Origin of the sequence: Thioclava nitratireducens (genome assembly GCF_001940525.2) — a bacterium.
GTDB lineage: Bacteria > Pseudomonadota > Alphaproteobacteria > Rhodobacterales > Rhodobacteraceae > Thioclava > Thioclava nitratireducens.
Genome location: NZ_CP019437.1, coordinates 2,227,563 through 2,243,081, shown reverse-complemented (window position 1 = coordinate 2,243,081; position 15,519 = coordinate 2,227,563). Strand labels below are relative to the sequence as shown.

The following is a 15,519-nucleotide window of genomic DNA, read 5'->3' as shown; positions in this document are numbered from 1 at the left end:
ACAAAGCGCCCGACGGACCCCTCCGCCGGGCGCCAACCCTTAGTTCACTCCGTTGAAATCAGAGGCGTCGAGCATGTGATGACCCGTGAGGTCGATCTCGAAATCGGCATCCAGATCGTCGTCGACATTGCCGGCGATGATGGTGTGCTCGCCATCGTCGCGCATCTCGAAGGAGACCCGCAGTTCGCCCGCGGCGCTGAAATCGCCCGCCGCGAACAAGACGAAGGATTGCGAACCGGCCGCGCCCTGATCTGCGTCGATCCCGCTCAGGTCGATCTTGTCGCCCGGTGCGAAGCCGTTGATCCGGTCGCCGTCGGCATCTGCCGCGGAGTTGAACACGAAGGTGTCGTGGCCGCCGCCGCCATCCATCACGTTGACCGCGCCGTTGGCGATGATCGTGTCGTCGCCGCTGCCGGTGATGACGTTCTCGAAGCTGTAGATCTGGTCGGCGGTCTCGCCGATCATCACCTGGCCGTGGCCGTTGGTGCCGTGGCCCAGATCGACCTCGACCGAGGCCTGGATCGCGGCGTAGTCGAGCGTATCCGAGCCCTCTCCGCCCCAGTAGCTGTCGGCCCCGTCGTCCTCGGTCGCGATGACCGTGTCGTCGCCATCATCGGCGAAGACCATGTCATGCCCCTTGCCGGCTTCGATCACGTCGTCACCGTCGCCGCCGAAGAGGCGATCCGCCCCGCCATCGCCGAAGATCATGTCGTCGCCGCCGTTGCCAAGCGCATTGTCCGCGCCGCCGCCTGCGAAGATGACGTCATTGCCCTCCATTCCGATGAAAGTCTCGGCGGTGTCGTCGCCGACCAGCACCACCCCGTCGGACATCGCGTCGTCGGAACTGTCGTCGGCGTCGCCGTCGCTGCCGCTGTTTGAGCCGTCCTGATCGGAACTCTCCGAGCGCGTGCCATAGCGGGCACCGTGAACTTCGTCCTGCGGACGTTCGCCGCCGACCACCATGTCATCTCCGCCGCCGCCGTTAAAGACGATGCGGTGATCCGAGGTGAGCCCCGAGATGTCGACCGTGTCGTCGCCCGCGTCGCCATTGATGGTGATCGTCGAATAGGCGAGGCTCGTGCCCGAGAAATCGCCCACGATCTGGACCGTGTCGCCGCGCCGCGGATTCGCGCCGTCGGGCACGCCATTGCCGTTGTCCGCTGTCACGTCGAGAGTGTTGATCGTGATTTCCTCGATATTGGCAAGTTCCGCGATCACGACACCGTCGCGTGTGATGATAATCTCGGCGTTCGCGAGATTCTGAACCGCTATCCCCGCGTCAATCGCAGCAGCGAGCGTGTAGATCGCGAAGGTCTCGCGGGTGTTGTTGCCCGACACGACGAAGCGATCTCCCGCCGCCCCATTGGCGCCTCCATCCACGAAATCGCGACCGTCCGGGCGCTCTGGCCGATTGGGACGCTGGTTCGTTACCGTCCAGACGAAGGAGTCGTCGCCCGCCCCGCCGGTGATCGTGTCATTACCCTCGCGACCGTAGACCAAGGTGTCGTTGGTCGAGCCGCTCAGATCGATCGTATTGTCTCCGGCATCGCCGGTGACGATGTTGAGGGTCTCGGTGACCTGCGTCCCGGTGAGGTCGGTGGCACGGATCGTCGCGCTCAGCGTCTCGTTGTCGCCAAGCCCGCCCGCGACGCGAAGCTCATCGTTATTGGCGCCGCGAAGTCGCATCTCCGGCGAGCCTCCGACCAGTTCGTAGGTCGCCTGCCCGTCGAAAGGTACATCCGCGCTTAGCGTCGCGATAGTTCCGCCGCCACGGTTCCCGGTGGCGTTCATCATGATGTCGGACATCGGGTCCGCCGCGAGCGAGAGCATCTCGCCATTCGCGAACTTGGCGAATTCGACGCCGACGAGGATATCCACGCCATCGGTCGCGACCGGGTTCCCCTGGTTGTCGGTGCCGCTGCGAAGATCGGTGATCCGAACCGCCTGCTGGCCGTTCATCGCGATCAGCTCGATGCGGTAGTCGTCGCGGTTGCCGGTATAGAGCGCGGTGTCGGTGCCCTCCGCCCCGGTGTCGCCGAGGATGTGGCCCAGCGAGCCGTCCGAGAACACCACACGGGTGTCGCCGGTGCCGTACCAGTTCTCGATCCGGTTGACCTCGAACACCGACTGGTCGTGACGGTTGTCGCCGATCCAGTAGAGGTTCGAGTCCACGACCACGCTGTCGCCGAAGATGAAATCGGCCTGACCCGTGGTCTCGTCGCCCCCATCGCCCAGACCGGTCAGCTTGTCATCGCCGCCGCCGCCCACGAGATAGTTGTTCATCCCGTTGGAGCCGATGCCGTTCTCGTCCGCGCCGGTCAACTCGTCATTGTATTGCGAGCCCACGAGCCCTTCGAGGAAGGCATACTGGTCCATCAGGACCGACCCGGTCCCTGCGTTGTTCGAGGTCTGCAGGTTCGCGATCACGTTGATATAGGCGTCCTCGTAGGAGCCGATATCCATGTCGCCCTCTGTGCCGTCGCCGTTGAACTCGATCACCGGGTTGAGCTGCGCGGGGCTGTCGCCGTTGAGGCGGTCGCCATCGTTCGCGGTCGGGCCGAGGCCGCCTTCTAGCAGGTCGTTGCCCGAGCCGCCGTTGATGTTGTCGTCGCCGACGCCGCCGACCATCCAGTCCGCGCCGTTGCCGCCGAACATCTCGTCGACGCTGTCGCCGCCATCCATGTAGTCGTTGCCGTCACCGCCCATCATCAGGTCGGTGTCGCCCTCGCCATAGAGCCGGTCATCGCCGTCGTCGCCGAAGACCTCGTCGATGCCGTCGCCGCCATGGACCTCGTCATCGCCCTCGTTGCCATGCGCCGTATCGAGCACGCCGGGACCGGCGAAGATCGTGTCGTTGCCGAGTCCGCCAAGAATGAAGTCGTCGTTCTCGTAATCGGTGATGTAATCGTCGCCGTCGCCGCCATAGATATGATCGTTACCCTGCGCGCCTTCGATGCGGTCATTGCCTTCGTCGCCGTAGAGCACGTCATCGCCCAGAGCGCCGACGATGAAGTCGTCGCCGGAGAGGCCGATCACCGTGATATGGCCGTCATTGGCCGGACCGCCGGGGATGCTCTCTGTCAGCTGGACATTGTCGAAGAGCGTGTATTGGCCGGTGCCGTCGGTCTCGACCACGATGCTCAGGCCCAGGCCTGCGAGATCCGCGGGCACGGCATCGGTGCTCAGGGTCACCATGTCCCAGGCGTCGTCCGTTGTGACGTCGTCGTCATCGAGCGGCGGCGCGAAAACGGCGCTGGCCAACACGGTGCCATCCGAGGCCACCAGTTTGACCGTGCCGCCGGTCGCGACATAGCCGATCTTGTCGCCCACTTTGAGCGTCAGGGTGTAGACATTTCCCTCGACGAGCTCCGTGCCGGTGTCGGCCGTCATCGACGCATTGCGGCCAAGCTGGGCGACCTGCGTGCCTTCGGGCAGGAAGGGCACCGCAGCTTCGGTGGGAGCCCAGGTGCCGCCGGTGCCGTTGAGGGTCCAACCCTCGATCGCCCCGTTGAGATAGGTGCCGCGCGCATTGGTCGGGGCTCCCGCCGCGACCAGATCCTGCGCCTCGAAGCCACCATTCGCGAGCGCAACATCGCGCACCTCGTCGGGCAGTCGCTCCAGCGTCGCGTTGAAGTAGTCGTTGTCGTCATAGGCGTCATCGACACCCATCAGACCGTCGCGCGCATTGTCGTTAATGGTGCCCGCCGAGGTCTCGCCGTCGAGCACATAGGTGGCCGAGGGCGTCGCGAAGGCATCCGGGATATGCTCCAGCCCGGTGGTGCGCATGATCAGGTGGGCGAATTGCTCGCCTATGATCTGGTCGCCCAGATGGTGACCAACCGGCATCCGGTAGAGGTAATAGAACCGGTCGCCATCCTGCAGGCGCTGCGTGAAGTCCAGCATGATGAAGCTGAACGTCGTGCCAAGCGGGCCATCGAACATCGGCTGTTCGGCCAAGCCGCCGACCCAGAGGTCGATATCCCAGAAGCCCTGATCGCCCGAACCGCCCGAGAGCGTCCAGCCCTCGCCCGGAGTGTAAGTGGGCTCGCCCGAGCCGCGCATGAACATCAGCGCCGCGTCATGCATCGGATCGGAGGCATCGGCCGCCGCATCGAGGATCGCCTGCGCCGCCGCGCGGATCTGCCACAGCTCGCCCGTGCCCGCCTGATAGGCGTCGCGCGCCTCTTGCAGCTTGAACGTGCCCGCTTCGTCCCGGCCATAGGCCGCGATGAAGTTCACCAGCGATTCCGGGGTGCGCAGATGCGCGCCGAAATCTTCCCAGCTGTGATAGGGCGCGATGCCCGCGCCATTGGCGTTGTTCGAGGTATTCTGCATCAGCCCGTCGAAGACCTGCTGGCGCAGTTCGTTCAGCGTCGGCAGCCCGACATCGCGACCGCGCGCGATATTCAGCGCGGCCAGGTCGAGCGGCACGCCGACCAGCGATTGCTGCAGGGCCGCGGTGACGAATTCGTCCATCTCGTTGCCTTGCTGGGACAGCAGACCCGCAGCGATCCCGGATGCGCCGTAGGCGTCGAACTGATCGGGATTGAGGAAGACGTCGAAGAGCCCCCTTTCGACATAGGTCGGCACGTAGCCCGGCTCGCCCGGATGGACGCCGACGTCGTCAGTCACCGCGATCTGCACGGTCTCACGCAGTTGCGAGTGGCCTAGACGGAACACCGCCTGCGCGAATTCAAGGCTGATATTGAGGTTGATATCGGCCGAGTAGGACACGAATTCCGGCAGCGCCGGGTAGAGCGTCGTCATGTATTGATCGACCGCGACGTGGTTGTACTCGCTCTCGGTGATCAGACGTGCGGCCTGGTAGACGCGTTCGCCATCCCAGGTGAGGCTGTCCACGATGGCCTGCACAGCCACGTCGTCGGTCAGGTCGGTCCCGGCCCAGCTGTCGAAGGTCGCCTGATCGACATCCACCGCGAGCCAGCCCTCGTTGGCCGCGTCGGTCCCGTTCAGGCCACTGAGGTCACCGGTCTCGATCGCATCGCGGACCGCCGACATCATGATGTTATGGGCCTGGATGTTGTGCTCTTCGTGGAAGACGTGGTGGACCGAGGTGAGCGTGATGTTCTCGTTCACACGGCCGTCGCCCGAGACCTTGTGACGGGCCAGAAGCGCGTCGTCATAGGTGAAAGCGCCCGAATTCGGATCCGAGGCCGGGTTCAGCTCGTTGCCCTGGAAGTCGAGGCCCGGCGTCGCGCCATGCGCGATATCGATCAGGATCGGCTGGTTCGTCGTGCGCACTTCGCCGATATCAGCCGCCGCGCAATGGCCGTCCATTGCATCCTGCAGCGTCCAACGCACGAAGGGATCGTAGCCCGCGGCTTCCAGTTGCGCGTAGGAGTGGTAGGTCATGCCGTTGATATCGACGCCGTCAGGCGTCATCGCGAACATCTCGTCGATATCGGCGATGCTCTGATCCGAACGGAAGTGGAAATCCTGCTGCGGCGTGAAGTTCAGCCGACCGATCGCATCGGCGTTGATCCACGGGCAATCGAGCACATCCGTGTCGATCAGTTCGACGCCGATCCGCATCGCGTTGACCTTCATGTCGGCCCAGGTCGCAAGCTCGTCCTTACCCGTGACCTCCGTGCCATCGGGCGCGATTGCCGAGCCGTCCGAAACGTCGAGCGCCACGAGATTTCCATTCGCATCCTGGCGATGGACGATCCCGTCCTCGGATCCGGTGATCAGCCTGCCAGTGACGACGCCGTTGGCATCGTAGTGCCGCAGCAGCGCGTTGACCGACTCGTGCGAGCCGTAGGTCTGGCTCTGATCGATCATCAGGCCGGTATTGTTGTTGTAGAGCGGCGTGACACCCGGCAGCAGGTTGCCCTGATCGTCGAAATCCGTATCGGGGTTCGACAGTTTCCCGCGGCTCAGCATCATCATGTTCGAGACGCCGGGAATGTAAGACGGGTTCGTCGCGATCATCTCGGGAACGTTCGGCGTGGTCGCCGCATCCACGTAATCCGGGTTCGGCGCATACATCGGATCAACGTAGAGCGGATCGTTCGGGCTCAGCGGGATCATCACCACGCCGCCAGTCTTCTGGATGAAATCCAGCCCGTGATCGAAGAACTGACCGAAGGCCACGAACCATTCGTTATAGCTCACCCCGCCCAGCACGCCGGGATTCGGGATGAATGCGGTGGTGATATCGCCCACCACGGAGTTCGACACATCCACTGCCGAGCCGCCAAGCGCGTTCATCGCCGCGACCGCAGCCGGGTTGTAGTTCGGATCGGTCATGTCGACATTCGAGCTGCTGATCAGCTGCGAGATCAGGCGCGGCGTCGAATCCACCACGACAGAGCTGTTGAGGATATCCAGCGTCGAGCCATCGCTTGTGAACTGGTATTCCGGCTGCGCGTCCGACATCGCGGTCATCATCGACGTCGCATCGACGGTCGGCAGGTAGCCCGTTGCACCCGGTGCCACGCCGTTCGAGTCGGCCACGAACATCGAGGGCGACATCGACATCGGGTTGTCGACCAGCACCTGCTTCGAGGTCGGGACATAATCGAGATCGCCGGGCAGACGGCCCTCGCTATCGGGCAGCACCAGCGTCACCCACATCTTCTGCACGGTCGCATAAGAGGTGCCGTATTCCGGCTCGGTCGGGTGGTTTGTCATGAACATACGCAGGAACTCGGTATCGGCCTGCCCCCAATCGGGATGCACGTTGCCACCGCCGGTCCAGACGACGTTGCCGTTCTCATCGACGGTATAGCCGCCCGCGAGGTTGTTGTTGTGGCCCGACACTTCGCGCACCCCGTTCGGGTCGAGCGCGCTCGTCAGTCGCGAATAATCGTTCAGGATATTTGCCTGTTGCAGCAGATAATCGAGATCGGCTCCGGCCAGTTTGATCGTCATGGTAGCCCCCTAAGACCAATTCGGTCCGCGCATCGCGGTCCGTGTCACACCCATTGCCGAAGCTCGGTTCATAGGAGGCTGTGCGAGACGGCAAACACCCCTGCGCCGCATCTCTCGCCGACACCCCCACAAGCTCGGCGCTTTTCCTGTTTCCATGAGGCCATCGAATCGGGACGACGAAAATTGTCTTAGGTCCAACGCGATTTTCCCCTATGGTCGGGAACGCTCCTCGCCAAAGGACGCAAGGGAACATGGGACGAAGGTCTAAGAGCGATGCGACCAAGGTCGGGGATGTGGGGGCCCCGGACCGGGTGCAGCCGGTGCGCAACCCGCTGCGCTGGTTTCTGGGATTTTCGTTATCCCTTCAGTTTCTGGTGGGTCTGGGCCTGGTGCTGAGCCTCTTGCTGGCCTCGCTCGCCTATTGGATCAACAACCGCGCGACGACCCGGCTTCTCGACGCCTCTGCCGACACTGCCGCCTTCTACATGCAGAACCTTCTGCAGCCGCATGTTCAGGCGCTGGGCCGATCGGACGCGTTGCGCGCCGAAGATCTCGCCGCGCTGCACGCGCTCGCGGAGGGGTTTCGCAAACAGGGCAACTTCCTCGCCATCAAGATCTGGAGCCGCGAGGGCAAGCTGATCTTCGCGCCCGATGCAGGGCTTGGCCATGTGCTGCCCGACGACGAGATCTTCGAGGCTCTCAAGGGGAATGTCTTCGGAAGGTTTCCCGATCTCGAGGACGCGGCCCATGATGCCGAGCGCGCGCTGGGCGTGCATCTCTATGAAATCTATGCGCCGCTGCGCGACCTGGAGACCGGCACCATTCTTGCCGTCGGAGAATTTTATCAGAACGCCGATGTGGTCCGGGGCGCGCTGCTGACCTCCGCCAAGACGACATGGCTCTTTGTCGGGCCAGTCGCGATCATCGTCTTCACCATGCTGTTCCTGATCGTGCAGCGCGGCAGCCTGACGATCGAGCGCCAGACCGTCGAGCTCCGCCGCCAGTTCGCCGAGCGCGAGCGGCTGCTGCTCGGCAATTCGCAACTGCACCGCTCGATCGCCGAAGCCGCGCGGAATGCCGCCGATATCGACGAGCGCGCGAAACGTCGGATCGGCGCGGACCTGCATGACGGCGCCTGCCAGCTTCTCTCCTACCTGGTGCTGGAGATCGACCGGCTGGAGCATCTGATTCGTTCGCCCGGGGCGACCGATGAAGCGAAAGCGGCCGGGATTGTCTCGGAAATCAAAAAAGTTGCGCGCAAGACGATGGAGGAAATCCGTGCCATCTCGGGCGGATTGGTCGCGCCGCAATTCGACGCTGCGCCGACGCTGGCCGCGCTGGTCGAAACGCTCGCCACCGATCACCGCCGACGCACCGGTTTGGAGGTCACGCTTTCGCTCGCACCTGACGCTCCGGAACTGTCCGAGACGACGCGGCGCACCTTGGGCCGGATCGTGCAGGAAGCGCTGGCCAATGCCGCGCGACACGCTCCAGGCTCGACGCAGAAAATCAAAACCTATCAAGAGGATGGCGATTTCGTTCTGCGCATAAGCGACAGCGGCGCGGCCCCCGGCCACACCCCCCCGCAGGAGCGCGAATACCGCGAGGGCGGGCTTGGTCTGCCGGGGATGCAATTCCGGGCGCAATCGCTGGGAGGCACGCTCGAGTTCCGCTTGCTTGAGCCGCAGGGATCGGAGGTGATCTGCCGTATCCCGCTCGAACCGGAACGCCGCTGAAAGTGACGCAAAGGTAAACCCTTGGAGCTACGCCCATACACCGATGGGGCTAGATGATAAGCGTCTTTCTTTATTGTGTTTCTTCAAGACCTCTTCATTCTGGACGTCCGGGGGGAAGACGGATTTCGCGACAGTCCGGATGGCTTGGCCTTCACGCGTTGGGGAACGCGGTCGCGGGATCGTTCAAGGGGTATTTCGATGTCCGATTTTGTGCCGACGACGGCTTGTATTGTAGACGACCATCCAATTTTCCGGCAGGGGCTGTGCGCCGTGCTGCAGGACGCGCTCGATATCGACGTGCTCGATCAAGGCAGTTCCGCCATCGACGCGATCGAGCTTGCCCGGGCGCGACGGCCCGACGTGATGATCCTCGATCTCAGCATGCCCGGCGGCGGGTTGAACGCGCTTCGCAAGATCATCGATCACGACCCGTCCATGCAATGCATCCTGCTGACCGCCTGCGATGAGCCCGCCACCGCGATCGAAGCGATGAGCGCGGGGGCGAAGGGCTACATTCTCAAAGGGGTCGGCGTCTCGGAACTCCGGGCGGCAATCGACGCGATCCTGCACGGCGGCACATTCGTTTCGCCGAGCTTCGCGGCGGCGCTGCTGCAGGCGGCGCTTTCGGGGCAGGAAAAATCCGAGAGCGAGAGCCTGACCCACCGCGAGATGCAGGTGCTGCGCGAGTTGGAGCGCGGCAAGACCAACCGCGAAATCGCCAAGCGCCTCGCGATCAGCGAGAAGACGGTGAAGTTCTACATGACCAATATCATGCAGAAATACGGGGTGAAGAACCGGCTGGAGGCCGTGATCGCCCATCGTCAGGCGCATGAGCGTACGCCCTCGTCGCGCCCCTATTGAAGAGGCGGAGCGAAACCGCTCCGCCAGTCTTTCAGGTTACAGCGCGGTCCAGCCGCCATCGACCGAGATCGTGGTCCCGGTGATCTGCGCAGCCGCGTCCGAGCACAGGAACACGGCGGTGCCGCCGATCTGCTCGACCGTCGCGAATTCCTTCGACGGCTGGCGCGCGAGGATGACCTTCTCGATCACCTCTTCCTCGGTCATGTTGTATTCCTTCGCCGTGTCGGGGATCTGCGCCTCGACGAGCGGGGTCTTCACATAGCCCGGGCAGATCGCGTTGACGGTGATGTCTTCCTTCGCGGTCTCGAGCGCTGTGACCTTGGTCAGGCCCACGACGCCGTGCTTGGCCGAGACATAGGCCGATTTATAGGGCGACGCGGTCAGACCGTGCGCGGAGGCGATATTGACCACCCTGCCCCAACCCGCCTTGCGCATCATCGGCAGCGCGACGGCGGTGGTGTGGAAGGCCGAAGTCAGCATGATCGCGATGATCGCGTCCCACTTCTCGACCGGGAATTCCTCGATCGGCGAGACGTGCTGGATGCCAGCATTGTTCACGAGAATATCGCATTTGCCCGCCTGCTCGATCAGGGCGCGCGCTTCGGCACCTTTCGAGAGATCGGCCTTGATGTAGCGCGCGGTGACACCGAATTCCGATGCGATATCGGCGGCGAGCTTATGATCCTCGTCGCGGTCGGTGAAGGAGTTGATGACAATATCGGCGCCCGCGCGCGCGAGTTCGCGCGCGACCCCGAGACCGATCCCGGAATTCGACCCGGTAATGACGGCGGTTTTTCCCTGAAGCGACATGTTCTCTCCTTCGGTGACGTAAGTGACGGATTCGCCGGGATCATGCCGTGCCGCGCGTGCGAACGCCATGCTGCAAGCGCAATACCGCGTGAGATCGCGGTGAGGGCCTTGTTTTCTTGGGTAATGAGGTAAAAAAAGACGCCCGCGCTAGGGCGGGCGTCAAGTCATGAGGCAGGTTTCATACAGGCAAGAAACCTATCGAGCAGTGCATCCCTTATAAGCAATCCTGCGCCGCTCTCCAAGGGAAAAGTTTGCGCAGTTTCAAACCTCTCGCTAGCTTGGCGCCAATAAATGCAGGCAAGGCAGGGATTGTTAACATGACGAGATCGATGTTTTTCCATTTACTCGGCGGGGCTCTTTTCGGGCTCGCCCCTGTATTTACAGGGATCGCCGCCGCGGAGCCACAACCTGCGATTGCAATGTACGGCGAGCCTGCACTTCCTGCCGGCTTTACCCACCTGCCCTACGCCAATCCCGATGCCCCAAAGGGCGGCGAGATCAGATTTGGCGTGGCCGGCATGTTCGATTCGCTCAACCCGTGGATCCTGAACGGGAGACCGGCGGAAGGAATCAGCCGCTATGTCGCCGAATCGCTGATGGGCCGCTCGATGGACGAGCCTTTCACGCTCTACGGACTTCTCGCCGAATCGGTCGAGACCGACCCGGACCGCACTTGGGTGGAATTCACCCTGCGCCCGGAGGCCAAGTTCTCCGACGGCAACCCGGTGACGGTCGAGGATGTCATCTGGTCCTACAAGACGCTCGGGACCGAAGGCCATCCGCGCTATCAGAACGCCTGGTCGAAGGTCGAAAAGATCGAGAAGACCGGCGATCGCATGGTCCGCATCACCTTCAAACCCGAGGTGAAGGACCGCGAAATGGCGCTGATCATGGGGATGCGCCCGGTTCTCGAGAAGTCGCAATGGGAGGGGCACGACTTCGCCTCCACCACGAATATGGCTCCGATCGGCTCCGGCCCCTACGTCGTGGGCCGCGTCGATCCGGGCAAATATATCGAGCTGAAACGCAACCCCGATTACTGGGGGAAGGATCTGGGCTTCAACAAGGGCCGGAACAATTTCGATACGATCCGCTATGATTATTTCGGCGATGGCGGCGTCGTCTTCGAGGCCTTCAAGGGCGGCGAGACCGACAGCTACACCGAATGGAACGCGGCCGACTGGGGCCGGAACTACGACTTCCCGGCGGTGCAATCGGGCGACGTGATCAAATCCGAGATTCCGAACGGGCGTCCCTCGGGGATCAAGGGGCTGGTGATGAACACCCGCAACCCGGTTTTCGCGGATTGGCGGGTGCGTCAGGCGATGATCGACGCGTTCAACTTCGAATTCATCAACAAGACCATCAATGGCGGCGCGGAGCCGCGGATCTCGTCCTATTTCTCGAATTCCGAGCTGGGGATGGAGCACGGCGCCGCCGCAGGCAAGGTGAAGGCCCTGCTGGAGCCCTTCGCCGATCAGCTCCCGCCCGGCACGATCGACGGCTACAGCCTGCCTACGTCCGACGGCGGCGTGCGCAACCGCAAGAACATGCGCGCCGCCGCGAAGCTGCTGGAAGAGGCCGGCTGGCAGGTCGACAGCGATGGCGTTCTGAAGAAGGACGGCAAGCCCTTCACCTTCGAGATCGTGCTGCAACAGGGCGCGGCCGAGACGCAAAGCATCGTCGATATCTACACCGAGGCGCTCAAGAAGCTGGGTATCTTCCCGAAAGTGACCGTGATCGACGATGCGCAATACACACAGCGCACCAATTCCTATGATTTCGACATGGCGTGGTACTGGCGCGCTCTGTCACTGTCGCCCGGCAACGAGCAGAACCTCTACTGGGGCTCGAAAGGCGTGAACGAGCCCGGCTCGCGCAACTGGATGGGCATGAATTCCCCAGCCGCCGAGGCGATGGTGAAAGCCATGCTAGATGCGAAAAACCACGAGGATTTCGTCGCCGCGACCCGTGCTCTCGACCGGGTGTTGACTGCGGGCCGCTATGTCATTCCGATCTGGTACGCACCGGTTGACCGGATCGCCCATATCAAGCAGCTTCACTACCCTGAGAAGACCCCGCTATACGGGGCATGGCCGGGCTTCGAGCCCGATGTCTGGTGGTACGAAGAGGCAGGACAATGAAGAAACTCATCCTTCTGGCAGCGATCGCTGCGGCAATGGCGGGCTGCAACACGGTGGCCGGTGTGGGCGACGACATCTCGGGCGGTGCCCGTTCGGTGCAGGGCTGGTTCAGGTAACTCCCGGAATTCAACGCGATATGGAACCGCGCGAGCTATCTCGGCCTTGTGCCTTGCAAAGCCCCGCGCGCGTCCCTTTCTCAGTATGAGGGTCACCCGCGACACGAGCCGTGAAGAAAAGGATCAAAAGCGATGAAATGGCACCATATCGAGGAAAACTGGGCTGCATTTTACGAGGCTATCGTGGATCGGTGGCCGGATGCCGACGAGGCCGAGCTTGACGAGATCGACGGCGATCAGAAAGCCTTCATCCGCTATATCGCCGAGCTGACCGAACAGGAGCCCGCCGACGCGCGCGACGAAATTCGCGACTGGATGCGAGGCGAATTGCCCTCCGACGTGATCATGGACCCGACTCATGACGGTCACTCGATCGCGGCCTCGTCGAAATACGTCCCCGAAGGCGAGGACGAATATGACGACGACGCGCGCTTCGGCGACGACGAGGAAGAGGACGAGTAAGCTTAGCCCGCGCATAGGCGCGCAAACTTCACGTCACATGGGCGCTTTGCTCCCGCGCACGGTCGCACATGGTTAAAGTTGCAGGGGGCTCTGCCCCCGCTGCGTCGTGGCCCTTCCTCTGCGCTCCGGGCGTTCGGCGGGGCGTCCTTCCATTGGAAGGCAGCTCGTCCCACCCCAAGATAATTTCGCCAAGGCGAAGTCAGAGTGAAGGGCGCGCGTTCGGGCTTGCTCGGGCGCGCGCCGCGTCCTAGCTAGACGGCATGGATTCAGTTTACCGCACAGACCCGATCCCCGCCCCGCCGAGCGCCTTCAACATGGCCGCGCATGTTCTGGCGGCAGGCGCGGCGACCCCGGACAAGCTGGCGATGCAGATCGTGAAGCCTTCGGGCGCGCAGCGCTGGTCATATGGGCGGCTGACCGCGGCGGTGCGCGGTGCGGGAACGCTGTTGCTCGACGCGGGGCTGATACCCGGAGATCGCGTGATGCTGCGGCTGGGCAACGGTCCGGAATTTCCCATCGCTTTCGTTGGCGCCATCGCAGCCGGGCTGGTGCCGGTGCCGACATCGGCGCAGCTGACCGAGGCGGAGATTACCAAACTGGCGGGCGATCTCGATCCGGCGGCTGTCGTGGCGGGCGATGGGATAGCCCTGCCCGATCATCCGGCGCGCGCAATCCCCGCCGATATTCTGCGCAAGGCCGGGGACGCCGCCCCCTGCGACTACGCAATGGGCGATCCGAACCGCCTCGCCTATATGATCTTCACCTCCGGCACGGGCGGCTCGGCGCGCGCCGTGATGCATGCGCATCGCGCGATCTGGGCGCGGCAGATGATGTATCGCGGCTGGTATGGCATGGGGCCCGACGACCGTCTGATGCATGCAGGCGCCTTCAACTGGACCTATACGCTCGGCACCGGGCTGATGGACCCGTGGACACTAGGGGCCACCGCACTGATCCCGGCGGACGGGGTAGAGCCGCGCAGCCTGCCCCTGCTGCTCAAGCGCTTCGACGCGACGATCTTCGCCGCCGCTCCCGGGGTCTACCGGCAAATCCTGAAGCATCATGAGGCGCTATCGCTGCCGAAGCTACGCCATGGGCTGAGCGCGGGCGAGGCGCTGCCGGAGCCCACGCGCGCAGCCTGGATCGCGGCGACGGGCACCAGGGTCTATGAGGCGCTCGGCATGTCCGAATGCTCGACCTTCATCTCGAGCAGTCCGGACCATCCCGCGCCGCCCGGCACCTGCGGCTATCCGCAGGCGGGCCGTCATGTCGCCGTGCTGGACGAAGACGGGCAACCGGTGCCGCGCGGCGAGCCGGGGCAGCTGGCGATCCATGAAAGCGATCCGGGGCTCTATCTGGGCTATTGGAATGCGCCCGAAGAGACTGCGGCGCGCCGGATCGGCCCGTGGTTCGTCACCGGCGACACGGTCTCGATGGGCGAAGATGGTGCGATCACCTATCTCGGACGCGGCTATGATATGATGAATGCGGGCGGCTTCCGGGTCTCGCCGATCGAGGTCGAAGAGGTCATGCATGACTGCCCTGGCGCAGGCGACGTGGCCGCGGTCGAAATCGCGGTGAAAGTCGATGCAAGCGTCATCGCACTGGCCTATACCGGCGACGCCGGGGAAGAGACGCTGCGCGCCCATGCCGAGGCGCGGCTTGCACGCTACAAGCAGCCGCGCCTTTACGCCCATATCGCCGCCCTGCCCCGCAACCGCAACGGCAAGGTGCTGCGCTCGGAAATCCGCACCATGCTGCAACAGGAGGTCACCTCATGATCACGCTCGATATTTTCGCCGATCCCGTTTGCCCGTGGTGCTTCATCGGCAAGGCGCGGCTCGACCGGGCGCTCGCCCAACGCCCCGACCACCCGTTCCAGCGTGCGTGGCAGCCCTTCGAGCTGAACCCGACCATGCCGCCCGAGGGGATGGCGCGCGCCGATTACCTGCAGGCGAAGTTCGGTCAGGACGGGGCGGCGAAGATGCATGTGCAGCTGCTCGAGATCGCGGAGGCCGAGGGCTACGATTTCCACCCCGAGCGCGTCACCCATCAGCCGAACACCCGCAACGCGCATCGCCTGCTCTATTGGGCGGGGCTGGAAGAGCGGCAGGAAGAGGCGATGGAGGGGCTGCTGGCCGCACATTGGAGCGACGGGCGCAATATCGGCGACTCGACCGTGCTGTGTGAAGTGGCCGAGGCGGCGCGGATGGACCCGCGACTGGTGGAGCGGCTTCTGGCTTCGGATGCCGATATCGACACGATCGTCGCCAAGGAACAACATGCGCGCGAGCGTGGGATCAACGCGGTGCCCTCGGTCGTCGTCGCAAATGCTCATCTGGTGAGCGGCGCGCAACCGACCGAGCTGTGGCTGCAGGTCATCGACGAGCTGTCCGGCACACCGTCCGACGCGACCCAGCACTGACCGAGTTGTCCGGCGTCGCAGCCGCCGTCACTATCGCGTGAGCGCACAGGGGGCTGCGCGCCCGGCCCTCT

The 15,519-nt window shown here is 63.7% G+C and carries 8 protein-coding genes; 6 read left to right on the top strand and 2 right to left on the bottom strand.

Features of this window, described 5'->3' with window-relative positions:
* Window positions 1–39: 39 nt before the first annotated feature.
* Window positions 40–6,894 carry a peroxidase family protein gene (locus BMG03_RS10720; protein ID WP_075774790.1) on the bottom strand — a complete coding sequence of 2,285 codons (6,855 nt, stop codon included), beginning with the start codon at window positions 6,892–6,894 and terminating at the stop codon, window positions 40–42.
* A 251-nt stretch (window positions 6,895–7,145) separates the two neighbouring features.
* On the opposite strand from BMG03_RS10720, the gene BMG03_RS10715 reads away from it, so the two are divergent.
* Both BMG03_RS10715 and BMG03_RS10710 read left to right on the top strand, forming a co-directional pair.
* The gene (locus tag BMG03_RS10715) at window positions 7,146–8,630 is read left to right on the top strand and encodes a sensor histidine kinase (RefSeq protein ID WP_075774789.1); all 1,485 of its coding nucleotides are present in this window, start codon (window positions 7,146–7,148) and stop codon (window positions 8,628–8,630) included.
* 198 nt (window positions 8,631–8,828) lie between these two features.
* The gene (locus BMG03_RS10710; RefSeq protein WP_075774788.1) at window positions 8,829–9,491 is read left to right on the top strand and encodes a response regulator transcription factor; all 663 of its coding nucleotides are present in this window, start codon (window positions 8,829–8,831) and stop codon (window positions 9,489–9,491) included.
* Between the two features lie 36 nt (window positions 9,492–9,527).
* On the opposite strand, the gene BMG03_RS10705 is transcribed toward BMG03_RS10710, so the two are convergent.
* Window positions 9,528–10,301: a 3-hydroxybutyrate dehydrogenase gene (locus tag BMG03_RS10705; RefSeq protein WP_075774787.1), complete on the bottom strand. Its 774-nt coding sequence runs from the start codon at window positions 10,299–10,301 to the stop codon at window positions 9,528–9,530.
* 317 nt (window positions 10,302–10,618) lie between these two features.
* Here BMG03_RS10705 and BMG03_RS10700 point away from each other — a divergent pair, with 317 nt between their 5' ends.
* From BMG03_RS10700 to BMG03_RS10685, 4 genes are all read left to right on the top strand, one after another.
* Window positions 10,619–12,445 carry an extracellular solute-binding protein gene (locus tag BMG03_RS10700; RefSeq protein WP_075774786.1) on the top strand — a complete coding sequence of 609 codons (1,827 nt, stop codon included), beginning with the start codon at window positions 10,619–10,621 and terminating at the stop codon, window positions 12,443–12,445.
* A 248-nt stretch (window positions 12,446–12,693) separates the two neighbouring features.
* Complete coding sequence (locus BMG03_RS10695) at window positions 12,694–13,023, top strand: hypothetical protein (protein WP_075774785.1); 330 nt, start codon at window positions 12,694–12,696, stop codon at window positions 13,021–13,023.
* A gap of 260 nt (window positions 13,024–13,283) precedes the next feature.
* Window positions 13,284–14,804 (top strand): class I adenylate-forming enzyme family protein, encoded by a 1,521-nt coding sequence (locus tag BMG03_RS10690; protein WP_075774784.1) that lies wholly within the window; start codon window positions 13,284–13,286, stop codon window positions 14,802–14,804.
* Window positions 14,801–15,448, top strand: a complete 648-nt coding sequence (locus BMG03_RS10685) for a DsbA family oxidoreductase (protein ID WP_075774783.1) — start codon at window positions 14,801–14,803, stop codon at window positions 15,446–15,448. The genes BMG03_RS10690 and BMG03_RS10685 overlap by 4 nt, the downstream gene beginning before the upstream one ends.
* Window positions 15,449–15,519: the final 71 nt, after the last annotated feature.